20 protein-coding genes are annotated in these 21438 nt (G+C 61.2%); 9 read left to right on the top strand and 11 right to left on the bottom strand.

The window, feature by feature from the left end:
* Nucleotides 1-8: 8 nt before the first annotated feature.
* The 7 genes from FME68_RS05345 to rimP form a co-directional block, all read right to left on the bottom strand.
* On the bottom strand, nucleotides 9-1307 hold the full coding sequence (locus FME68_RS05345) for an MATE family efflux transporter (RefSeq protein WP_144012980.1): 1299 nt from the start codon (nucleotides 1305-1307) through the stop codon (nucleotides 9-11).
* Nucleotides 1308-2270: a DHH family phosphoesterase gene (locus FME68_RS05340; RefSeq protein WP_328287728.1), complete on the bottom strand. Its 963-nt coding sequence runs from the start codon at nucleotides 2268-2270 to the stop codon at nucleotides 1308-1310. It lies immediately after the preceding gene.
* Nucleotides 2271-2714, bottom strand: a complete 444-nt coding sequence (gene rbfA / locus FME68_RS05335) for a 30S ribosome-binding factor RbfA (RefSeq protein ID WP_046648080.1) — start codon at nucleotides 2712-2714, stop codon at nucleotides 2271-2273. It lies immediately after the preceding gene.
* Between the two features lie 151 nt (nucleotides 2715-2865).
* Nucleotides 2866-5583, bottom strand: coding sequence for a translation initiation factor IF-2 (gene infB / locus FME68_RS05330; RefSeq protein WP_070512680.1), 2718 nt, complete (start codon nucleotides 5581-5583; stop codon nucleotides 2866-2868).
* A gap of 109 nt (nucleotides 5584-5692) precedes the next feature.
* Nucleotides 5693-6028 (bottom strand): YlxR family protein, encoded by a 336-nt coding sequence (locus tag FME68_RS05325; RefSeq protein ID WP_158396509.1) that lies wholly within the window; start codon nucleotides 6026-6028, stop codon nucleotides 5693-5695.
* Nucleotides 6029-6148: 120 nt separating this feature from the next.
* A complete protein-coding gene (gene nusA / locus FME68_RS05320; RefSeq protein ID WP_328287727.1) occupies nucleotides 6149-7165 on the bottom strand; it encodes a transcription termination factor NusA in 1017 nt (338 codons plus the stop codon).
* 3 nt (nucleotides 7166-7168) lie between these two features.
* Entirely contained in the window at nucleotides 7169-7735 is a 567-nt protein-coding gene (rimP, locus tag FME68_RS05315) for a ribosome maturation factor RimP (RefSeq protein ID WP_070515633.1), read from the bottom strand.
* 37 nt (nucleotides 7736-7772) lie between these two features.
* On the opposite strand from rimP, the gene FME68_RS05310 reads away from it, so the two are divergent.
* Nucleotides 7773-8627: a hypothetical protein gene (locus tag FME68_RS05310; RefSeq protein WP_070515635.1), complete on the top strand. Its 855-nt coding sequence runs from the start codon at nucleotides 7773-7775 to the stop codon at nucleotides 8625-8627.
* Nucleotides 8628-8657: 30 nt separating this feature from the next.
* Here the strand turns inward: FME68_RS05310 and FME68_RS05305 are convergent, their stop codons facing one another.
* Both FME68_RS05305 and FME68_RS05300 read right to left on the bottom strand, forming a co-directional pair.
* Entirely contained in the window at nucleotides 8658-9053 is a 396-nt protein-coding gene (locus tag FME68_RS05305; protein WP_158396505.1) for a DoxX family protein, read from the bottom strand.
* Nucleotides 9054-9080: 27 nt separating this feature from the next.
* On the bottom strand, nucleotides 9081-10850 hold the full coding sequence (locus tag FME68_RS05300) for a proline--tRNA ligase (protein ID WP_158396503.1): 1770 nt from the start codon (nucleotides 10848-10850) through the stop codon (nucleotides 9081-9083).
* A gap of 32 nt (nucleotides 10851-10882) precedes the next feature.
* On the opposite strand from FME68_RS05300, the gene yaaA reads away from it, so the two are divergent.
* Nucleotides 10883-11605: a peroxide stress protein YaaA gene (yaaA, locus tag FME68_RS05295; RefSeq protein WP_070515640.1), complete on the top strand. Its 723-nt coding sequence runs from the start codon at nucleotides 10883-10885 to the stop codon at nucleotides 11603-11605.
* A gap of 79 nt (nucleotides 11606-11684) precedes the next feature.
* On the opposite strand, the gene FME68_RS05290 is transcribed toward yaaA, so the two are convergent.
* On the bottom strand, nucleotides 11685-12998 hold the full coding sequence (locus FME68_RS05290) for a DUF4921 family protein (protein WP_180963892.1): 1314 nt from the start codon (nucleotides 12996-12998) through the stop codon (nucleotides 11685-11687).
* A 51-nt stretch (nucleotides 12999-13049) separates the two neighbouring features.
* Here FME68_RS05290 and FME68_RS05285 point away from each other — a divergent pair, with 51 nt between their 5' ends.
* Together FME68_RS05285 and FME68_RS05280 are read left to right on the top strand one after the other, a co-directional pair.
* Nucleotides 13050-13865, top strand: a complete 816-nt coding sequence (locus tag FME68_RS05285) for a PhzF family phenazine biosynthesis protein (RefSeq protein WP_070512662.1) — start codon at nucleotides 13050-13052, stop codon at nucleotides 13863-13865.
* Nucleotides 13858-15246 carry a protein adenylyltransferase SelO family protein gene (locus tag FME68_RS05280; RefSeq protein WP_070512658.1) on the top strand — a complete coding sequence of 463 codons (1389 nt, stop codon included), beginning with the start codon at nucleotides 13858-13860 and terminating at the stop codon, nucleotides 15244-15246. Before FME68_RS05285 ends, FME68_RS05280 begins: the two co-directional genes overlap by 8 nt.
* Before the next feature lie 276 nt (nucleotides 15247-15522).
* Here FME68_RS05280 and mqo read toward each other — a convergent pair whose 3' ends face one another.
* Nucleotides 15523-17025 (bottom strand): malate dehydrogenase (quinone), encoded by a 1503-nt coding sequence (gene mqo / locus FME68_RS05275; RefSeq protein WP_046648068.1) that lies wholly within the window; start codon nucleotides 17023-17025, stop codon nucleotides 15523-15525.
* A gap of 300 nt (nucleotides 17026-17325) precedes the next feature.
* On the opposite strand from mqo, the gene FME68_RS05270 reads away from it, so the two are divergent.
* The 5 genes from FME68_RS05270 to FME68_RS05250 all read left to right on the top strand — a co-directional run.
* Complete coding sequence (locus FME68_RS05270; protein ID WP_049155451.1) at nucleotides 17326-18339, top strand: alpha/beta hydrolase; 1014 nt, start codon at nucleotides 17326-17328, stop codon at nucleotides 18337-18339.
* A gap of 56 nt (nucleotides 18340-18395) precedes the next feature.
* On the top strand, nucleotides 18396-19781 hold the full coding sequence (gene mtr / locus FME68_RS05265) for a mycothione reductase (protein ID WP_046648067.1): 1386 nt from the start codon (nucleotides 18396-18398) through the stop codon (nucleotides 19779-19781).
* Between the two features lie 341 nt (nucleotides 19782-20122).
* On the top strand, nucleotides 20123-20539 hold the full coding sequence (locus FME68_RS05260) for a hypothetical protein (RefSeq protein WP_049155406.1): 417 nt from the start codon (nucleotides 20123-20125) through the stop codon (nucleotides 20537-20539).
* A 37-nt stretch (nucleotides 20540-20576) separates the two neighbouring features.
* A complete protein-coding gene (locus FME68_RS05255; protein WP_158396501.1) occupies nucleotides 20577-20981 on the top strand; it encodes a hypothetical protein in 405 nt (134 codons plus the stop codon).
* Nucleotides 20982-21302: 321 nt separating this feature from the next.
* On the top strand, nucleotides 21303-21438 hold a 136-nt coding region (locus FME68_RS05250), incomplete at its 3' end, for a transposase-like zinc-binding domain-containing protein (protein ID WP_439329288.1).

Here is a 21438-nt window from a genome sequence, read left to right as displayed (position 1 = left end):
CCACAGGGCTAGACCTGCGCCCACCGCATGGAGTAAAAGCGCCACACCACGCCCACCATGCGGATGAGGATGAACGCGGCGATTCCGCCCCACACCCCGGTCAGGCCGGTGCCGAAAACCAGGGCCAACCAGACACCGGGGAGGAAGCCCAAGAGCACCGATGCGAGGGTGAGCGTGCGGAGGAAGGCTGCGTCCCCAGCGCCTAGGAGGACGCCGTCCAGGGCGAAAACGACGCCGCCAATAATGACGAGGAAAGTCATAACCCACCACGGGCCGGAAATGACCTCGAGGACCTCCGGGCTCGTAGTAAAAATCTGCGGGATGACACCGGCGCCGAGGCCTAGTACCGCTGCGAGCGCGAGGGAGAAGGACGTCGAGTAGAGCGTCACCTTGGTTCCCACCGTGCGGGCATAGCGCGCTGACCCTGCCCCCAATGCCGCGCCGGTCAATGCTTGGGCAGCGATAGCGAGGGAATCCAGAACGAGGGACAGGAAGTTCCACATCTGCATCATGATTTGATGCGCAGCCAACTGGGCGGTTCCGATACGCGAGGCCACCGCTGCCGCCGACAAAAATGCCACTTGGAAACTCAACGAACGCACGATGAGGTCACGCCCCAACACGAGCTGCCGACGCACAACGCTCCAGCGGACCTCCCACGAACCGACATGCTCGCGGCGCAGCTCCGCCACGAAGAACGCCGCGATGATCCCCATGCCCAGCACCGTGGCCAGAGCTGAGCCCGGCAACCCCCAGAAGTGCACGAAAATAGGCACCGCGATGGCGCCAGGAACCATACCTGCAAGGGTGAAGTAGAGAGGCTTGCGGGTGTTTTGAACACCGCGCATCCAGCCGTTGCCAGCCATGTTGATGAGGGTAAAAGGAATAGCGACGGCCGCGATTCGCAGCCACTGTGCTGTCCCCCGCGCCGTATCTGGATTGCCAGTCAACCACATCGCGAAGACGCCGGCAAAGAGCCACATGATGATAGCGAGCACCAACCCCACGCCCACGGCAACCCACGTTGCTTGCACGCCCTCCGCCACGGCCTCTTCCCGCTTACCCGCCCCGAATAAACGAGAGGCTCGCGCGGTCGTGCCATAAGACAAGAAGGTCAGTTGTGTAGTGACCACGGAATGCAGCGTGGCCGCAGCCCCTAGCGAGGCCAAATCCTCCGCCCCTAGCCGGCCCACCACCGCGGTATCCAGGAGCAAATAAAGCGGCATCGCCGCGAGAACTCCCAGAGCGGGCACGGCAAGACGGAAAACCTCCGCGGCAGATACCTTGACTGGTTGCTCGGAAGCCATTTAGGACAACGCACCTACCAGCTGCGCGATAACCTCCTCGGGCGTTCCGTGCGCGGTATAGCCAGCCGCCGGAACATGCCCACCGCCGCCGAAGGTGAGGGCCACTTCGGCGCAGTTGACCGCAGAGGAACGCAAAGATACTGCCCACACATTGGGCGCCTGTTCCTTGAAGACCACTCCAATGTCAGTGCCCTTCAATGCGCGTACATAGTCGACAAAAGACTCAATGGCGGAATCGGCATGAGACGCGACTTCCTCATGCGGCACGAAGAGAACAGCCAGGCGGTGCTCCCCTGCTTCCTCAATCCTGAGGCCTGAGAGCACGCGTCCGATCATCTGCAGGTCATCGGCCGTGCTGGAGTCCATGAGTTCCAGCGCAATCTGCTTGGTGTCGAGCCCATAGAGCATCAGGCGCGCAGCGATATCATGCATCGCTGGGCGGCCCCACCGGAAGTTACCGGTATCGGTAACAAGGCCCGCGTACAGGCAGTGCGCGATGACGCGATCGATCTGGATGGAAAGCCTATCCAGGATATCGAGAAGAACCACCGTGGTGGACTCACACACTGGATCCACCACGTTGATGGCGCCGAAGCCGTCGTTAGAAGCATGGTGATCGATACATAGGACGCGGCCGACGGCGGCCATTTTCTCGATCTCCCGGGCCACCGAACCCGTCCTATCTATCGAGCCGCAGTCCACAGTGACATAAAGGTCGTAGCCCTGCGGAAGCTCATCCACCAACTCAATCTCGTCCACGGTAGGAATGGAGAATAGGTTGGCGGAAATATCGCGGCGCTGCCCGATCACGGTGCGGATCTGCTTCCCGCGCTGGCGCAGCGCCAAGGTGAGGGCCGCCGCAGAGCCGACAGCATCGGCGTCTGGGCGCAAGTGCGTGATAATGCAAATACTGCTGGCCTGCACCAGCGCATCAACTGCGGCTTCGTAGTTGGTTCGTGACACTTAGTCCTCTTCCTTATCCGAGGTCTTGTACGGATTCGCATCACCAGCCGGCTGCGCGCCTTCCTTCAACTTGGCCAACTCCGCATCGCGGGCACGGGCGCGGGCGAGCAAATCCTCCATGTGAGCGGACGCCTCGGGGACAGTGTCAAGCTCAAAGGACAGCGTCGGCGTAAAGCGAACCGACAGTTCGTCGCCCACGATCTTGCGCAACTGCCCCTTAGCTCGCGTGAGAGCCTCGGCAGCCTGATCGTAATCCGGCTCGGATTCGATATCCGCGCCGCGCACCGTGTAGTACACGGTGGCATCGTGCAGGTCACCCGTAACGCGGGCATCCGTGATAGTCACAAGCTCAAGGCGACGATCCTTAATCTGGCGTTCAATAGCGCTGGCAACGATTGTCTGAATGCGCTTTGCCATGCGCGCGGCGCGTGCGTGATCAACCATGGTGAAGCTCCTTTGCGTACGGGTACTGGCAACTAGTCTAGGATACCGATTCTGCACCTTTCGGCCGAAATGATTAAAGCCCAGCCAGGAAAGTTTCCTGGCTGGGCTTTATCATCTGAGCGCTCTTAGTGAACTGAGAGCTCGGATGTGATTAGTCGCGCGGGACCTCGACTTCCTCGTAGGCCTGGATGATATCGCCTACCTGGATGTCCGGGTAGGACAGGACCATACCGCACTCGTAGCCAGCGTTGATCTCGTTTGCGTCATCCTTCTCATGGCGCAGGGACTCGATCTTGGCATCGGAGACGATGACGTTTCCGTCGCGCACGAGGCGGACCTTGCCGTTGCGCTTGACCTTGCCCTCGGTGACCATACAACCGGCAATGGTGCCGACGGCGGAGGACTTGAACAGCGCGCGGATCTCCGCCGCACCGGTATCCCGCTCCTCGTAGATGGGCTTGAGCATGCCCTTGAGAGCTGCCTCAACCTCTTCAATGGCGCGGTAAATCACGGTGTAGTAGCGGATGTCAACGCCCTCGGCATTCGCTTCCTCCGTCGCCTTGCCTTCAGCGCGAACGTTGAAGGCGATGATGACGGCGTCGGAAGCCGCAGCCAGGCTGACGTTGGTCTGCGTCACAGCACCGACGCCACGGTCGATGATGTTGAGCTGAACCTCGTCGTCGACCTCGATGTCCAGCAGGGCATCTTCCAGAGCTTCGACGGAACCGGCATTGTCGCCCTTGAGGATGAGGTTGAGCGTCGAAGTTTCCTTGAGCACTGCATCCAGATCCTCGAGGGAGACGCGCTTGCGGGCCTTGGCCTGCAGAGCAGAACGCTTACGCGCGTCACGCTGTGCGGCAATCTGGCGAGCGACGCGGTCATCTTCGACAACCAAGAGGTTGTCGCCGGCACCAGGCACGCCGTTGAGACCCTGCACCTGGACCGGGCGGGACGGGCCGGCCTCTTCCACGTCGTTGCCAAACTCATCGAGCATACGACGCACACGTCCGTGCGCATCGCCAACCACGATGGAATCACCAATGCGCAGCGTACCGCGCTGAATGATGACGGTAGCCACCGGACCGCGGCCACGGTCGAGGTGAGCCTCGATGGCAGAACCCTGCGCATCCATATCCGGGTTAGCGGTGAGCTCGAGTGCAGCGTCCGCCGTCAGGATGACAGCCTCCAGCAACTCGTCGATGTTGATGTTGTTCTTCGCGGAGATGTCCACGAACATCGTGTCGCCGCCGTATTCCTCCGGCACCAGACCGTACTCAGTGAGCTGACCACGGATCTTATCCGGGGAAGCTTCCGGCTTATCAATCTTGTTGACCGCGACAACGACTGGGATGTCCGCTGCCTTCGCGTGGTTAATCGCCTCAATCGTCTGCGGCATCACGCCGTCATCAGCGGCGACCACCAGGATGGCCAAGTCGGTGGACTTGGCACCACGGGCACGCATGGCGGTAAACGCCTCGTGGCCCGGTGTATCCAGGAAGGTGATGGTACGCGGGCCATCCTCGAGATTCACCGTGGTCTGGTAGGCACCGATGCCCTGGGTGATGCCACCGGCCTCACCCGCACCTTCGTTGGTCTTACGAATGGTGTCCAGAAGGCGGGTCTTACCGTGGTCAACGTGACCCATCACGGTAACGACTGGCGGGCGCTTCTCAAGGGCTTCTTCGCCGCCCTCGTCCTCACCGAACTGCAGGTCGAAGGACTCGAGCAGCTCGCGGTCCTCATCCTCCGGCGAGACGACCTGGACCTCGTAGTTAATCTCCGAGCCCAAAAGCTGCAGGGTGTCCTCGGATACGGAGGCCGTAGCCGTCACCATCTCGCCGAGGTTGAACAGTGCCTGAACCAATGCTGCGGGATCCGCACCGATCTTCTCGGCAAAGTCAGCCAGGGAAGCACCGCGGCGCAGGCGAACTACCTTGCCGCCGCCGTCAGGCAGGCGTACGCCGCCTACCTCATGCTTCTGCTGCTCTTCAAACTCGTGGCGCTTCTGACGCTTCGACTTCTTGCCGCGACGCGGTGCGCCACCGGGACGACCGAATGCACCCGCGGTACCACCGCGGCGACCGCCGCGTCCGCCACGGAAACCACCGTGGCCTGGGCCGCCTTGGCCCGGTCCGCCGCCACGACCACCGCGGCCGCGACCGCCACCGCCGCTGCCTGCGGCCTTCGACGGCATGCTGGCCGGGTTCGGGTGCGAAGGCATCATGGCCGGCGATGGGCGGCGTCCGCCGCTGCGATTGCCATCACCCTGCGGGCGTGCTCCGCCCTTGCCACCGCGGTTATCACCAGGCTTGCCGGCGGAGCGCTGCCCTTTGCTGCCGCCCGGACGTGGTCCGGGGCTGGGGCGATCGCTCGAGCCGCCCGTGGAGAACGGGTTATTGGCGACGCGACGGGTACCACCAGGCTTCGGCATGGAGCGCGGTGTAACTGCGCGCTCGCCAGGCTTGTCCGCATTCTTGCGCTGTGCACCCGGCTTCGGGGCACCGCCCGGCTTAGGCGCAGTTCCCGGCTTCGGGGCGCCGCCCGGCTTGGGAGCGGCACCCGGCTTCGGCGCTGCCCCCGGCTTCGGACCAGGCTTAGCGGCGGTAGCCGGCTGCTTCTCTGCTGGTTTCTTCTCTGCCGCCTTTTTGGCAGCAGAGGCCGGGGAGGCTGCCGGCGCGGTTTTCTCCGCCGGCTTGTCGTTGCCACCCTTAGCTTCATAATGTGCGCGCATCTTCTTGACCACCGGCGGTTCGATGGTCGAGGATGCGGTCTTGACGAACTCGCCTTGTTCCTTCAGCGTGGCGAGCAGTTCCTTGCTGGTTACCCCGAGCTGCTTTGCCAACTCGTGTACACGTAGCTTTCCGGGCACTTGTCTCCTCTTTAATCTTTCTAGGAGCCAAGGCCGCGGAATACGGCTTGACCCCTAGTTAATGGCTATGGACTTTCATCGCTGATGCTGCTTCATGGTTGTGCGCTCATCAGTGTTCGGTCTTCCTTTTTAACTCTGGGTCGAACGGGCTGTTGCCCGCCGACTGCACCTGCTGCTGAGCAGCGAGGTACTCACGTACGTGACCTGTGTCCACGTCTGTGGACAATCGGAGCGCGCGCCTGAAGGCACGGGTTCGCTCCGCCAGCTCTACTGCCTCCAGATCTGGCCTAATCCACGCCCCCCTGCCGGGGAGGCGGCGGCACGGATCCGGAACAACACGGCTTCCTGTGGGATCGTCCCTATCGACGACAACCCTGAGCAATTCCGTGTCGGGATGCTTTTGACGCGTGGCGATACAGGTGCGGAGTCGCTGTCCCTGAGACATCCCACTCCTTACGTCGAATCACCACTACTACTACGCCACAGCATTCCTGCATGTGGGCCGTTGTCTAGTCTACGCGAAAATAGGCCAAACCTTTAATCCCACCGCAGGCTGGTTGGAAAGCTAGTCACGAGCGGCATCGGAGTGAATATCAATCTTCCATCCGGTCAGGCGAGCTGCGAGGCGAGCGTTCTGCCCTTCCTTGCCGATAGCGAGCGAGAGCTGGTAATCCGGTACGGTTACCTTGGCTACTTGTGCTTCCTCGTCGAGGATTTCTACGCGCACGACCTTCGACGGTGCGAGAGCATTACCCACGTAGACGGCTGGGTCTTCGTTGTAATCGATGATGTCGATCTTTTCACCGCCGAGCTCACGCATCACGTTGCTGACGCGGGAACCCTTCGGGCCGATGCATGCACCCTTGGCGTTGAGGCCCTTGGCCTGGCCGCGAACGGAGATCTTGGAGCGGTGCCCTGCCTCACGGGCGATGGCGATGATCTCTACTGCGCCGTCGGCCACCTCAGGGACCTCCAGCTCGAAGAGGCCGCGAACCAGCTCTGGGTGGGTACGCGACAGCGTAATCTGCACCTTCGCCCCGTTGCGGTTTACACCCACGACATAAGCCTTAACGCGGTCACCGTGCTCAAGCTTCTCCCCCGGCAGCTGCTCGGCCGGCAACAGGAAAGCATCCTGCGAATCGTGCTCGGTACCCAATTGCACCACGATAACGCCGCGCTTGTTGGCATGGATATCGCGCTGGACGACGCCCGACACCACCGTGCCGATCAATTCTGAATAGGAATCATAGGTCCGCTCCGCTTCGTTTTCGCGCAGCTTGCGCAGGATGGCATCGCGGACAGCCTGGGCGCCGATGCGCCCAAAGTTATCCGGGGTGTCGTCGTACTCGCTGACGACCTCTCCGGTCTCCAGATCGCTTTCCGTCACGATGACGGCAACGGCGCCGGTATCGGCGTCGATATCCACGCGGGACTTTGTCCCCTCCGCCTTCGTCTCAGCGGACTCAGCACGGTGATCCAGGTAGGAATACAAAAGGGCACCCGCGATTGCCTCGAGCAGGTCCTTCACCGGGACGCCTCGCTCGCGCTGAATCGTGCGGAGTGCCTCTAGATCAATATTCACTTGTTAGTCCTCTCGGGTTGCCGAGTTCTGCTCGGCGAAGTCGAACGTCTGCATTGCCGCCTCCAGCTCCTGTGCTGAAGGTTGAGCAAATTCAATTTCTACCACTGCACGGCTCACATTTTCCAATCGCTCGACCTGATAGCGCACCTCCTTCTTCACGGTCGTGATGAGCGCCACTGATTCTTCGTCCGCGGAGAGAGCACCGATTCTGGCGACACGGGTGGTGCCGGGCTCGTCGCTCAACGCATAGCCGACCAGCCTTCCTTGGTTCCGACGCCAATGGCGTGGTGCGCTGAGCGGAAAATCCACGCCGGGGGTCGAGACCTCTAGGGTGTAGCCTGCCCCAAAGTTAAGAGTGCCCGCTTCCTCCTGTGCATCAAAAAACTCGGAAATCTCCTGCGAAAGTTCCTCGATGAGATCGGAGCTCGGACGCTCATCACCATCAATGCGGATGATAACCTGCGACTTTTTACCAGCTCGTGTAGTCTTCACATCTTCGATGTCGAGGCCGCGTGCGGCGGCAACAGGCTGGAGGATTTCGGTCAGTTGTGCGGGTGTTGGGAATGCCATGCGCTCTAGACTAGGTCACACGGGTAGGGTCTATCGCGTGAACCGCCGAGTAGTTGTGCCCGCCCTCCTTGTCTGCGCCGCCCCATGGTTGGGCGGCTGCCAAGCCACCGACGCGATCGTGGACTATTTTGGCCCCCACGCGGACCCTACGTTGACCTCTCTGGCTCACGATGCCAGCGCCGACGCCCACGCACTGCAGGAACTCGATCCCGATGCCGCGTCCCTGCGCGCGCAGCACGCAGACGAGCTTTACTCCGAAATTGAGCGCCTCTGCGGCCGCGACGAGGAAGGACACGTTCCGCGCTCCTGCGAAGTGAATCGTGAGGGTGAAGCATACGAGGCCACTGATGCGGCTGCCGTGCTTGCCGCAGCTTCTTCATCGATTGAAGAGCAACTTGACGCGGTCTCCCCGGAATCTCGGCCCTTGCTCGTCGCCCAAGCCATCGCAATGGAGGCCCGCTCCACCGATGAACCGGGCGCTGTGCCGGAGCTGACGGAGGATGACGCTGACCTCGCCACCGAACTCTTGGACTGGGAATACCGGCAGGTGTATGCCTTGGACTTTGCTCGTTCCTATGTCACACCTGACGTCGAAGAGCTGGTTGATGAGCGCCTCGCTCTGCACGAGAACCGCGTCCTCGCGCTCCAAGAAGCAGTAGCCAAAATCGGACCAGTGCCACAGCCCGCAGCGGCCTACACCTCGACCTCCGGTGAGCTGCCCGTAGACGCCGCCTCAGCGCGCGCGTTCCTTGACGACGTCGCGCATAGTGACACGGTGACATGGGCCTCCGCCGCTTCACAGGAGGTGCCCGACCAAGCGGCACCCAATGCTGAATGGCGAAGCTGGCTTATTTCTGTAGCCGCCCAATCTCACCGCATCAGTGCAGCTTAATTCCTCCCTCGCGAGCTCGATTTTCCTGAGCTACCGACGTTTGGCGTTCTTTTCGGCGTACAGCGACCAGGCATAGCGCATGACCGGAATCTGCAACGGCAGACGCACCGCGTGGTAGATCTTCTTGCCGGTTGATGCCTTGCCGCTTTCTAAGTCCCTGTAGGCCTGGTAGAAGTTCGCCGGCCACACGGCAGCGAGCAAAGCTAGGGCTGAAAGGCCGCCTGCAGGCCGCGTCGATGGGTTCGACAGGAGTGCACCGGTCACCACTTCCCAGGCGCCAGAGGTGAAGTTGTAGAAGCGAGCCGACCCTGGAAGCTGTGGCGGGATGATGGACTCGAAGGGCTTCGGCTTAGCAAAATGCAGCACTCCCATGGCAGAGAGTGCTGCAGCCATTGAATATGTCACTGCGGGGTTGTGAGAACTCATACCCGCGAGCCTACGCGCTTAACGCACCTAGCCGCGGATGAGCTCCGTTAAGGTGTCCACGATGGAGTCTGCGGGGACCTCACGGGTCTCGCCGCCGCGGATGCGCAGCTCAATGATGCCGTCGGCAAAGGCGCGGCCCAGGATGGCGATGAACGGCATGCCCAGAAGCTCCGCGTCCTTGAACTTCACGCCCGGGGAAACCTTGGGGCGATCGTCGAAAAGCACCTCCACGCCCGCACGGTCCAGATCCTCCACCAGCTTCTGGCCTGCCTCGAGGGCAGCGGCATCCTTGTTCGCTACGGCCACGTGCACCTGGTACGGGGCCACAGCCACCGGCCAGTTGAGGCCCTTCTCATCGTGGCGCTGCTCCGCCAGCACCGCGAGCATGCGCGTAACACCAATGCCATAGGAACCCATGGTCGGCACGGCGCGCTTGCCGTTCTCATCCAGAATCTGGACGTCGAAAGCCTCGGTGTACTTGCGGCCCAGCTGGAAGATGTGGCCCAGCTCGATGCCGCGCTCCAGGGTCAGAGTGCCCTGGCCGTTCGGTGCCGGGTCCCCTTCCTTGACCTCGGCGGCCTCGATAAACTCATCCACGGTGAAGTCACGGCCAGCCACCAAACCAACGACGTGACGCTGCGGGGCATCGGCACCGGTAATCCAGGAGGTACCAGAAACCACTCGTGGGTCTGCGTAGACCTTCACGTCGTGAGCATTCAGGACACGCGGTCCAACATAGCCCTTGACCAGGAAAGAGTTCTTCTTGAAGTCCCCCTCACCGGCGAGCTCAAACTCAGCCGGTTCAAGAGAGGCCTCCAGGCGCTTTTCATCCAGCTCGCGGTCACCCGGAATGAGGACGGCGGCGAGCTCCCATTCCTTCTCTTCCTCCGTAGCTGCGGGGGCGGCCACCTTGATCATCATGCACTTGAGGGTGTCCGCTGCGGTAACCTCGTGGCCGTCGACAGTAATGCCGGCGCTGTTAGCCCACTCCACCAGGGACTCAATGGTCTCGGATTTCGGAGTCTCGTGCTCCTGGGCCTCCGGCAGACCATCGAAGGGAATCTCCTCCGGCGCCTGGGTCACCACCGCTTCCACGTTGGCCGCGTAATCACCCTCGGTGGCGCGGACGAAGGTATCCTCGCCCACCTCGGACACAGCCAGGAACTCCTCGGAGGCCGAGCCACCCATCGCACCGGAGGTGGCCTTACAGATCGCGTAATCAATCTCCAGGCGGTCAAAGATGTTCTGGTAGGCCTTGCGGTGGCGGGCATAGGACTCATCGAGCCCCTCATCCGTCATGTCGAAGGAGTAGGAGTCCTTCATGGTGAACTCGCGGCCGCGCAGCACGCCAGCGCGCGGGCGCTCCTCATCGCGGTACTTAGTCTGAATCTGGTACAGCGTGACCGGGAAGTCCTTGTAGGAGGAGTACATATCCTTCACCGCGGTGGCGAACATCTCCTCATGGGTCGGGCCCAGCAGCATGTCTGCGCCCTTGCGATCCTTAAGCCTGAACAAGTTATCGCCGTATTCCGTCCAGCGGTTCGACTGCTCATAAGGATCGCGCGGCAGCAGCGCCGGGAACAGCATCTCCTGGCCACCGATGGCGTTCATCTCCTGGCGGATAACGTCTTCAATCTTGCGCATGGCGCGCAGCCCCAATGGCAGCCAGGTATACACACCCGGCGCAACGCGGCGCACATAGCCTGCGCGGACGAGAAGCTTGTGGCTGGGGACTTCGGCATCAGCCGGATCCTCACGAAGAGTGCGGAGGAAAAGCTCAGAAAGACGTGTAATCATGGTTGCTCAGTTTACATCGCTAGCATGTAGCCATGCTGATCATCCTCCCTCCTTCTGAGACCAAAGCACACGGCGGCAACGGCGCGGCCCTGAATTGGGACGAGCTTTCTTTTCCCGCGTTGAATCCGATCCGCCAAGAAATCGCTGCAGAATTGTCGTCCCTCGACGTCGATGAAGCGCTGGAAGTGCTCAAACTCTCTGAGAAGCTGCGTGGGGAAGCCGAGTCTAACCGCGAGTTGGCATCCTCCCCGACCATGCCCGCGCTGGAGCGTTTCACCGGCGTGCTGTACGACGCCCTCGACGCCCCCACCCTTCCCCCGGAAGCGCGGAGCTACCTCGCCGTGGGCGATGCACTATTTGGTCTGGTGCGAGCCGATGACCTCATCCCGCACTACCGACTCTCCGGTAGTACGAAACTGGACGGGCGGACGCTGAAGTCGCGCTGGGGTACGGCCATTACGGAGGAGCTGCGCGCGCTTGTCGACGCCGACGAGTTCCTCATCGATATGCGCTCGGGCACCTACCAGCAACTGGGCAAGCTCAAGGACGCCGCCACCGTGCGCGTGGAGACGGTGCAAGAGGATGGCTCCCGCAAGGTGGTCTCTCACTTCAACAAGCACTACAAAGGGGAGCTCGCACGCGTGCTGGCCCTGAGTGGTGAGCGTGTCTCCTCCCTCAAGGATGCGGCCAGTATTGCGCAGGAGGCAGGCATGAGCACCGAATTGCGCGGCACCGAGCTCGTGCTCGTGGTCTGATTTATCTATTTATCAATTTATCAACGCTCGCCGATTTATCTATTTATCAATTTATCTGCCTCCGGAGAAGCGGGGCCATTCAAACCAATGGGTTATAGCGCAAGCTGTTGCGCTTGAGCTCGCACTCAGTGGCAATCGCGATACCGGAGGCAATCTTGCCGCGCTCGCGCAGGCGGAACATGGCATCCACGATGCGATCGCGCAATCCCCAGGGATCGATGGTGTTGATGTACACCTTCGTGCCGCCCTCAAAACCGGCCAGGGTCGATACCCTGAGCTTGATCATCACACGCCACGGCTGCGGCAGATCCACGCTGGGCGGGCGGTGGTGCCACTCTTCATTGCAGGCCACATCCGGACCCACAGCGGCATGCGCTGCGTGGATAAGGTCCGACATCCCGCGAACCTCACCGGGGGTCTGCTCCCAGGGCTCACAGCGCGGCGACTTGGAGAAGATCTCCAGTGTGGGATAGCGGTGGCCAAAGCCGGCGAAGAGAACCGCATAGTCGTTTTCGGCGATAACGAGGTTGCGCTTTGCCGCGTAGCCAACCGCCCAATCGTTGTACATATTCGGGTGCGCCCGCAGAATCGCGTTTTCTTGGTGGGCAGCCATACCTAAGGCGTCAATAGCGACGAGCTGCTTGTGCAGGTGATCGAAGGACGCGCCCGCCGGTGCTAGCCAGTTCTGGAACACGGCGACATAAGAGGCATAGCGGTTGCGCTGGTAGAGCTCGCGCGTCGATTCCGCAGTGAATGTTGTCAGCAGGAAGTGCTCATCGGGGCTCAGCGTGCCGGAGGACGCGAGCTGACTATCATCGACCGCACCCTCCACAAAGTGGCGCGAAGAAATGATGACGTCGTGGCCACCTCCGAAGAAGCCATCGGCGAGGGCGAGCAGGGATTCGTCGTCCAGCGCGGCATCCTTCCCCGCCGCCTTGAGCTTGGTGCGCACCACATTGAGCACATGCAGGCGCCCAGCTTCGTCGGACTCGTAGCGCTCCTTGTGGCGGGCCACGTCGGGGTCCATGGTGAAGCCATAGTTCTCGTGCCAATAGTCATAGGACACGATCTCAAAAAGGTTGGGCACGCGGCGAAAGGCTGGTACGGACTCATCCAGCTCGTGAGGAAGGAGGCCGCGCTGAATCTCCCCCGAAGCCAGAATACGGGACTTTTCCGGTGGGGTATCCAGCATGCGGCCTGAGCAAAAGGCGCAGGTGTGCGTGAAAGCATCGGCCGCCAGCGGTTGTGGGTCCTGTGCTGGATGCGCGAGCGGGCGGTTGCCGCGGCCAGGCACCGTCCACACCTCCGTTCCGGAGAAGGGGTTGACCTGCTTGACGGTCCCATCAGCCATGGTTTGGATGGGCTCGACGCGGCTAAAGAGTGCTTCGCTCATGCAGCCCAGCGTAGACCTCCGCACCCACCGGTGCGACTAGGCTTGGGGTCCATGCAGCACCGATTCTTTGAAGTAGATGTCTTCGCCACTGGTCCGTTCAGCGGAAATCCCCTCGCCGTGGTCGCGGATGCCGATGACTTGAGCACCGAAGAGATGCAGCGCATCGCGCACTGGACCAATTTCTCTGAGACGACGTTCCTGTGCTCGCCTACGGATCCACGCGCGGACTACCGGGTGAGGATCTTTACCCCCTACGAAGAGTTTCCTTTCGCCGGCCACCCCACGCTGGGCACCGCCCGGGTGGCAGCAGAGCTGCTTGAAAAAAGCGGCACCTTAATTCAGGAATGCGGTGTAGGCCTAGTCACCGTACGCCAGGAGGACGGACGCTTCGCCTTCGCTACCCCACCCTTGGTGCGCGAGGGGGCTCTCAGCGATGCCGAACGAGCCGATGCAGCTGCAGTTCTCGGAGTTGACGTCGACCGCATCGTTGACTCCGGCTGGGTAGACAACGGCCCCGGATGGCGCCTCATCCAGCTGGATTCCGCCGAGGCAGTACGCGAACTCAACCCCACACCCACGCCTGGCGTGAAGGTCGGCGTGGTCGGCCTCACCGGTGGTGATGCCCCCGCGTATGAAGTACGAGCCATTACCGGGCACTTCGAGGATCCCGTCACCGGGTCCTTCAACGGCGGGGCTGCCCAATTCCTCCGCGCCAAGAATGCAGTTCCTGCTCGCTACACCGCGGCCCAAGGTCGCCAGGTAGGACGCGCTGGTCGAGTCTTCATCGATGACGACGGCGGGAACATCTGGGTGGGCGGCAACGTCCACGTGCGCGTTCGCGGCACTCTGGAGTCCTGCGATGCCTAAACCTTCCCTTCCCTTCGAGCTGCACACTGAGTTCGCCCACCGCCTGCCCCACTTCGTCTCCGAGGCCCGAGGGGAGGAACAGCCCGCGGCGCGGATCGTGGTGCTCAATGAACAGCTGGCTTCTGCGCTCGGGCTCGACCCAGACTGGCTGCGCAGCGACGAAGGCGTGGAGTTTCTCCTCGGCCGCGGCCCCATCGCTCCCCACGCCATGGCCTACGCCGGCTTTCAGTTCGGGCAGTACAACCCATCCATGGGTGATGGCCGCGCTCTCCTACTGGGAGAGGTCACAGGCCCCACCGCTCCCCATAACCCGGCAGGTCTGTGGGATCTGCACGCCAAGGGGACGGGACCCACACCGTACTCGCGCTTCGGCTCTGATGGTCGTGGCACACTGCGCTCGATGCTGCGCGAGTATCTCTTCTCCGAGTCGATGCATGCCCTGGGGGTACCCACTACTCGGCCCCTCGCGGTCCTTGCCACCGGCCGCCCCATTCAACGCCAAGTGGTGGAGGAGGCGGGCGTGCTGGTGCGCGTGGCCGCAAGCCACATTCGCGTCGGCTCCTTTCACTTCGCCGCGCAGTCTCAGCGGCCCGGATTGCTCGAACAGCTCGCTGACTACACCATTGAACGCCACTACCCCGGTGCCGACTATCAGGAATTGTTCATCCGTGCCATGGATGCGCAAGCCGCTACGGTCGCCGGATGGATGCAGCTGGGCTTTATCCACGGCGTGATGAATACGGATAACACCACGCTATCGGGCGAGACCATCGACTACGGCCCCTGCGCATTCCTGGAAAACTATGATCCCGATACCTGGTTTAGTTCCATCGATACGCAGGGCCGCTACCGCTTTGGCCGCCAGCCCGACATGGTGGGATGGAACCTCGCGCGGCTCGCTGAATCCCTGCTGCCGCTTCTCGACGACTCCCCTGACTCCGCCCTCGCTTGGGCCCAGGAAGCCATCAATTCCTTTGCGGAACGCTTCGAGAAAGCACGGCGAGCCGAAGCACTGCAGCGCTTGCAGATGCCTGAAGAGCTTTTTCGGGACTACAGCACCGCACTCACTGAGGCGAGCCCAGACCTCACTCAGGCCCACCGAGCTCTCGTCAGCGCCGCGGCAGGTACACCGGCAGCCGCTTATGAGGCGTTCGCGGGCACGCAGTTCGTTGACGCCTACTGCGCGAGTGGCCCCGACGTTGCGCGACTCGAGCGAAGCGTGCCGCGTGTGATTCCCCGCCCGCGTCTGGTCGAAGCCGCGCTGGGCGATCTTGATGAGTTCTCCCGCCTTCTCCAGGCCACGACCCACCCCTTCGACCCCGCACCGGACTATGAACAGCCCGGTGGCACGGAGGGGTATCTCACCTACTGCGGCACCTAAGAGTGCAAAACAGAAGGGAACACACCACCGCCCCGAGTTCTCCGTAGGAAAGGAAACGGAGTCTCGGGGCGGTGGTGTGTCTCTATCTTTCACTGCCACGCTCCCAGTCGGTTTCTCAGGCCGACCGCCCCGCGCGGCTGGGGTTCTCTCTATCTCTCGCATGCGCTCTCTCAAACGCACAACATAAGTATGGAGCATCCTCCTTGGCGAAGCGTTCCGATGCACTGGACGCTTCCTGCCAGTTACTGAGAGTTACCTGCGAAGCGAAAAGCGGGACTACTTGGACTCAAGCTGCAGGGTCTTCTGCGTGTACTCCCACATCTCCTCGTAGAGCTTCTTGTCCTTGGAGAGCTTGGTGCCGTAGGACGGAATCATTTCCTGAATCTTGTCGCCCCACTGAATCATGTGCTCACCGAAGCAGCGCTCCAGCAGCTCGACCATGATGGCCGGGGTGATGGAGGCACCCGGGGAAGCGCCGAGCAGGCCGGCGATGCTGCCCTCGGGGTTGTTGATGAGGGTGGTACCGAACTCCAAGGAGCCGAACTGCGGTGCACCCGCCGGCTTAATGACCTGGACGCGCTGGCCAGCGATGACGGTCTCCCAATCGGCCGGATCGGCGCTCGGGACGTATTCCTTGAGGGTTTCGACGCGCTTGTCGAAGTCCTTGAGGACCTCAGTAACCAGGTACTTGGTCAGGCCGAACTCCTGTGCTGCCACGCCCAGGTAGGAGGTGATGTTGTCCGGACGGATGGACTTGAACAGGTCCAGGTAAGAGCCCTTCTTCAGGAACTTCGGGGACCAGCCACCATAGGGGCCAAACAGCAGGCCTTCTTCACCGTCGATGACACGGGTGTCCAGATGCGGCACGGACATCGGCGGAGCACCGACGGCAGCCTTGCCATAGACCTTGGCGTGGTGCTGCTTGACCAGCTCCGGGTTCTTGGAGCGCAGCCACAGGCCAGAGACCGGGAAGCCCGCGAAACCAGAGACCTCACGGACACCTGCCTTGCGCAGCAGATCGAGCGCATAACCGCCCGCGCCGACGAAGACAAACTTGGCGTGGACAGCTTCGTAATCACCGGTGTGCAGGTTCTTTGCTACCACACGCCACTTGGAACCGTCACGCTTAATATCGACGACCTCGTGGCCGTAGCGGATCTCGGTGCCTGCAGCCTTAGCTGCGGTGAAGAACTGCTTAGCCAGGGCGCCAAAGTTAACGTCAGTACCGGCATCGGTCCACGAAATGGCCACCTTCTGGGAGCCGAAATCGCGGCCCTCAGACATCAGGGGCAGCTTCTCCTGGAAGGTGGCGTCATCATCACTGAACTGCATGTTGGGGAACATGTGATTGTCCTTCAGCGCGTCGAAACGGCGCTTCAGGTAATCCACCTGAATGGAACCCTGCGCGAAGGACACGTGCGGAACCGGGTTGATGAAGGCCTTCGGGTCAGTGAGGATGCCGTTGTTGAGCTGGTGGGACCAGAACTGGCGAGAAACCTGGAACTTCTCGTTGATGTTCAGGGCCTTGGAAACGTCAATGCGGCCGTTCTTCTCCGGGGTGTAGTTCAACTCGCACAGTGCAGAGTGGCCCGTACCGGCGTTATTCCACGGGGAGGAGGACTCAAGAGCAGGACCGTCCAAGCGCTCGAACACCATCTGAGTCCAGCTGGGCTCGAGTTCACGCAGCATGGCGCCGAGGGTGGCGCTCATGATACCTGCACCAATGAGTGCGACCTCAACCTCGTCTACTACTTGTGCTGTCTTCTTATCGGAGGACACTGTACTTATTACCTCTTAGAGTCGATGTATTCGATGTGGTCAAATGCCCTGCGCATGTGGGTGCGCAGGGCGCGGTGAGAAAGCGCTCGACGATGCTAAGGCCAAGCCGGCATACAGACCTCCACTCAGGAAGATCCGTCAAGCATTAATTCCACCTTACGCCCCTTCCTGCGAAATAGGCATTCCTCGAAACATAAATGCCCGAATCCCAAACCACCACCCCTTTTGAGGTGCAGGGCATATCAGCTCAGCTCCCCGCCCATCCGAACGGATCTGACCGCACGACCTATCATGAACTCCATGACATTTGACAAACTCGAATGGTCAGAAGATCTTCTCGGCCCAGACTTTCAGGCTGCCACGCTCGAGCTCGGCACCGATCCCGATGGCGAAGGCGATGTCTGCGCGACTCTCGTGCGCTACAGCCCCGCCGCCAACGCCCACGACGATCGCCCCGCTCTAGTGTGGGTCCACGGCATGACAGACTACTTCTTCCACGAGCACGTTGCCCGCTACTTCTATGAGCTCGGCTACGCCTTCTATGCAGTCGATTTGCGCAAATGTGGTCGCTCCCGCCGGGAGGGACAAACCTGGCACTACATCAGTGATGTGCAGTATTACGATGCCGACCTCAACGCGGCCCTCGACGCCCTCCCCAACCCACGTGTCGTCATCATGGGACACTCCACAGCCGGCACCATCATCGCTCTGTGGCTTGATCGTCTTCGCCGCCACGACCCCGCGCGTTTCAGCCGTATCGCCGGTGTCGTTTTCAACAGCCCTTGGCTGGCCATGATGGGAATGTCGGACGGCGCTTATGAGGTGGTCAAGCGCATAGTTTATGCCGGCGCTGCTATCGCTCCACGCGTCGAGCTACCCGCCGGGGATCTCACCACCTACGGGGAATCCATCCATTCCCACGAACAGGGCGAGTGGGATTTTGATCGCCGCTTGAAACCGCTGGGCGGGCACGCGAAATACTTGGGCTGGGTCGCTGCTGTTTTCCACGGCTTCGACGCCATCCATTCCGGGCGTATCACCATTGGAGTTCCACTGCTGACGATGACCTCGGCGCGCTCACAACTTGATCAGCCCTATAGCGAGTCCTCCAACACGGCCGATGTCGTCGTCGATGTCCGGCAAAGTCAGCGCTGGGCTAAGGAGCTGAGCTCGCGCTACACCCTCCACGTCGTCCAAGATGGCCGCCACGACCTTTTCCTCTCTCGGCCCGAACCGTTGGAGGACGCGCTGAATGCCGCGGCCGAGTGGCTTCGCGTCGTTGCGCCGATAAACGCAGAACAGCGTGCTCAGTAAGTGTGCGCACTGCGCGCTCTTCGACCTCCAGAAGCCGCGGCTGTAGAACCTTTACAATGGTCGCCATGACTTCTGCACAGCACTTTGATCTCGTCATCATCGGCACCGGGTCGGGAAACTCCATCCCCTCCCCCGAGTTTGACGATAAATCTATTGCCATCATTGAAAAGGGAACCTTCGGAGGCACCTGCCTCAACGTAGGCTGCATCCCTACAAAAATGTACGTCTATGCGGCCGACGTTGCGCTTGCTGCGCGTGAAGCCACGCGCCTTGGCGTCAGCGCCCACGTGGACGCTGTGGACTGGGAGGGCATTGTCAAGCGCGTCTTCGACAACCGCATTGATCTGATCGCCCAAGGCGGCGAAGAGTACCGCCGCGGCGAGGAGACCCCAAATATTACGGTCTTTGACCAACACGCGCGGTTCATCGGACCAAAGACCCTGCAGGTGGGCGATGACATTATCACTGGCGACAACATCGTCATCGCTACCGGTTCGCGCCCGGTACTACCTGAGCCCTATGCCAGCGCAACTGCCCCGATCCATACCAACGAAGACATCATGCGCCTGGATAAGCAGCCCCGCAGCCTCATCGTTGTCGGCGGTGGCTACATCGCTATGGAGTTCGCCCATGTCTTTGACGGCCTGCGCACCAAGGTAACCGTGGTCAACCGCTCGGAGACATTCCTCCGCTTCCTCGATGAAGAGCTACGCTCACGCTTCAACGACATCCTGCGAGAGCGTTTCGATGTCCGCATCGGTAGCGCCACGGCGGTGGAAGAAACCGCAGACGGTGTGCGCCTCACCTTGGATAACGGTGACGTCCTGGAAGCAGAGGCAATCCTTGTCGCCACCGGCCGCCAGCCTAACGGCGACCTGATGGATCTCTCCGCCAGTGGGATCGAGATGCACGAGGACGGACGCATCAAGGTCGACGAGTACGGCCGCACCACTTGTGAGGGCGTGTGGGCGCTGGGCGACGTCTCCTCGCCCTACATGCTCAAGCACGTCGCCAACGCGGAGCAGCGAGCAGTGCAGCACAATCTGTTGCACCCAGAGGATCTTCAGCCCATGCCCCACGAGCACGTTCCCGCCGCCGTCTTCACCCACCCGCAGATTGCGACCGTGGGCCTCACCGAAGCCCAGGCCCGCGAGCAGGGCTACGACGTCACAGTGAAGGTACAGAACTTCGGCGATGTCGCCTATGGCTGGGCCATGGAGGATTCAACGGGCGTCTGCAAGCTCGTGGCCGACCGCTCGACCGGTCAGCTCCTCGGCGCTCACCTCATGGGCCCGCAAGCCTCCACTCTCATACAACAGTTAATCACCGCAATGAGCTGCGGCCTCGACATGCGCACGTTCGCCCGTTCACAGTATTGGATCCACCCGGCGTTGCCGGAGGTCGTCGAAAATGCCGTTTTGGGACTAGAGTGGCTAGAGTGATCGTTACAGATAGTTCAGTGATTTATTTCACACTGCGATTGAACTAATTTCCCCTTATTTACCTATTGGCATTACAAGACCGCCTTAACGCCCGCAACATCACTCAGCCAGCTTTCAGGGTTTAACCCAATTTGGGGGTACCTCTGCCGCTCGCGTAAAAGAACGCTCCAACTAGCGTGCATTTTGGCTGACCGTTGGATAGGTTTTATACAGACACCGGAACGAGTCGATGGTCTCTGTCGGCTCAGTGTGTTTTGGGGATACCAAACTCATCCCTATCCCTGTGAATCGAGGCTCCTCCGCCAGGAGGCCTTGCACGTACGACATTAAGGAATTTTGATATGCGTATCCGCAATGCAGCCCTCGCCGGCGCTACCGCTCTCGCAGTTGCCTTCGGCGGCTCCACCGTTGCCACCGCAGCCACCTTCGACGGCTCCAACACCACCGAAGCTGTCGAAGACGCAAAGGGCGGTCAGCCTTACGACAAGCCTGAGGGCTCCCTGTCCTCCAAGGTTGGCGGCTGGTTCAACGTCGACGAGGACGACAACATCGGCACCGAGGCTGACGGCCGTGCCATCTTTGGTTCCTCCAAGTCTGAGCACTGCGATGAGGGCGAAGCTGGCGAGTGCACCACCATCGGCGACCAGCCGACTTGGGCCAAGACCTTCTACGGCGTAGGCGTTGCCAGTGCCGTCGCTTCCATCGCCGGCCTCATCGGCGTGGTCTACAACTTCTTCGTCCACGGCCCGTCCTTCTAAGACGCCCCACTCACACTTTCCGAAAGGCTTAAACTTCATGCGTAACTTCCGCACCGCCGCTGTTGCTGCTGCAACCGCCGCTTCCGTTGCTTTCGCTGGCACCTCCGTTGCTTTCGCTGCTGAGGACAACACCGAGAAGACCTCCCTCTCCTCCGAGCTGTCCTCCGCAAACGAGAAGGTCAAGGAGGACGACAGCGACGCTACCCTGTCCTCCAAGTGGGGCGACGCTACCGAGGGTGACAAGAAGGTCACCGGCGCCGACCTCTTCGGCGAGAACACCGCTGATGACACCACCAACCCGACCTGGGCTAAGGCTTGGCGTGAGGGTACCTACGCTGCTATCGGCTCCGCCATTGCAGGTGCCCTGTTCGCTGCGTACAACTTCGCTGTGTACAACCACATCATCCCGGCACACGTGCTGGACCCGATCTTCCGCCGCTAATTAGTACGCGGACTCGCTGATTAGCTCAGCGCAGTCACAAAGAGCCCGACTCCTTCAAGAGGACGGGCTCTTTTCTATTTCCAGTCTTTGGCGAAACGGGCACGCGAGTCCCTCTTATGTGCCGAAAGGTCTCCGGATCATGTATCCGGAGACCTTTCGGGGGTTAAGGGTCAAAAAGTGTGTCCGGAATCGCGGATTTTCACGGATTGACCTGTAGGTTTCCGGAAAGTATATGCTCCGGAAGCATATATCTAGCCCCCGACGGGAAATCCTCGGTGTGGCAGCCGTGATGTGCTATGCGCGGCGTGGTGTGGTGTCGCAATGTCGAAGAACCAACCACGCTGCCACTGCGGCGGTGAAATGAAACGCAACGGCACCACCAGCAAAGGCACCACCAGATGGCGCTGCAAACAATGCGGCGCCTCCAGCGTCAAACGTCGAAACGACATCACCAACG

Origin of the sequence: Corynebacterium hiratae (assembly GCF_009708045.1) — a bacterium.
In the GTDB taxonomy this organism is placed as follows: Bacteria; Actinomycetota; Actinomycetes; order Mycobacteriales; family Mycobacteriaceae; genus Corynebacterium; species Corynebacterium hiratae.
The sequence above is the reverse complement of the archived record's forward strand: the minus strand, read 5'-3'. Positions and strand labels throughout refer to the sequence as shown.

Bases quoted from the DNA above. Each gene is read 5' to 3' on its own strand.
- FME68_RS05300 (WP_158396503.1), bottom strand. From the start codon at position 10,850: ATGATTACACGTCTTTCTGAGCTTTTCCTCCGCACTCTTCGTGAGGAT.
- rbfA (WP_046648080.1), bottom strand. From the start codon at position 2,714: ATGGTTGATCACGCACGCGCCGCGCGCATGGCAAAGCGCATTCAGACA.
- FME68_RS05270 (WP_049155451.1), top strand. From the start codon at position 17,326: ATGACATTTGACAAACTCGAATGGTCAGAAGATCTTCTCGGCCCAGAC.
- mtr (WP_046648067.1), top strand. From the start codon at position 18,396: ATGGTCGCCATGACTTCTGCACAGCACTTTGATCTCGTCATCATCGGC.
- FME68_RS05280 (WP_070512658.1), top strand. From the start codon at position 13,858: ATGCCTAAACCTTCCCTTCCCTTCGAGCTGCACACTGAGTTCGCCCAC.
- yaaA (WP_070515640.1), top strand. From the start codon at position 10,883: ATGCTGATCATCCTCCCTCCTTCTGAGACCAAAGCACACGGCGGCAAC.
- FME68_RS05285 (WP_070512662.1), top strand. From the start codon at position 13,050: ATGCAGCACCGATTCTTTGAAGTAGATGTCTTCGCCACTGGTCCGTTC.
- FME68_RS05345 (WP_144012980.1), bottom strand. From the start codon at position 1,307: ATGGCTTCCGAGCAACCAGTCAAGGTATCTGCCGCGGAGGTTTTCCGT.
- rimP (WP_070515633.1), bottom strand. From the start codon at position 7,735: ATGGCATTCCCAACACCCGCACAACTGACCGAAATCCTCCAGCCTGTT.
- FME68_RS05290 (WP_180963892.1), bottom strand. From the start codon at position 12,998: ATGAGCGAAGCACTCTTTAGCCGCGTCGAGCCCATCCAAACCATGGCT.
- FME68_RS05260 (WP_049155406.1), top strand. From the start codon at position 20,123: ATGCGTATCCGCAATGCAGCCCTCGCCGGCGCTACCGCTCTCGCAGTT.
- FME68_RS05255 (WP_158396501.1), top strand. From the start codon at position 20,577: ATGCGTAACTTCCGCACCGCCGCTGTTGCTGCTGCAACCGCCGCTTCC.
- FME68_RS05325 (WP_158396509.1), bottom strand. From the start codon at position 6,028: ATGTCTCAGGGACAGCGACTCCGCACCTGTATCGCCACGCGTCAAAAG.
- FME68_RS05305 (WP_158396505.1), bottom strand. From the start codon at position 9,053: ATGAGTTCTCACAACCCCGCAGTGACATATTCAATGGCTGCAGCACTC.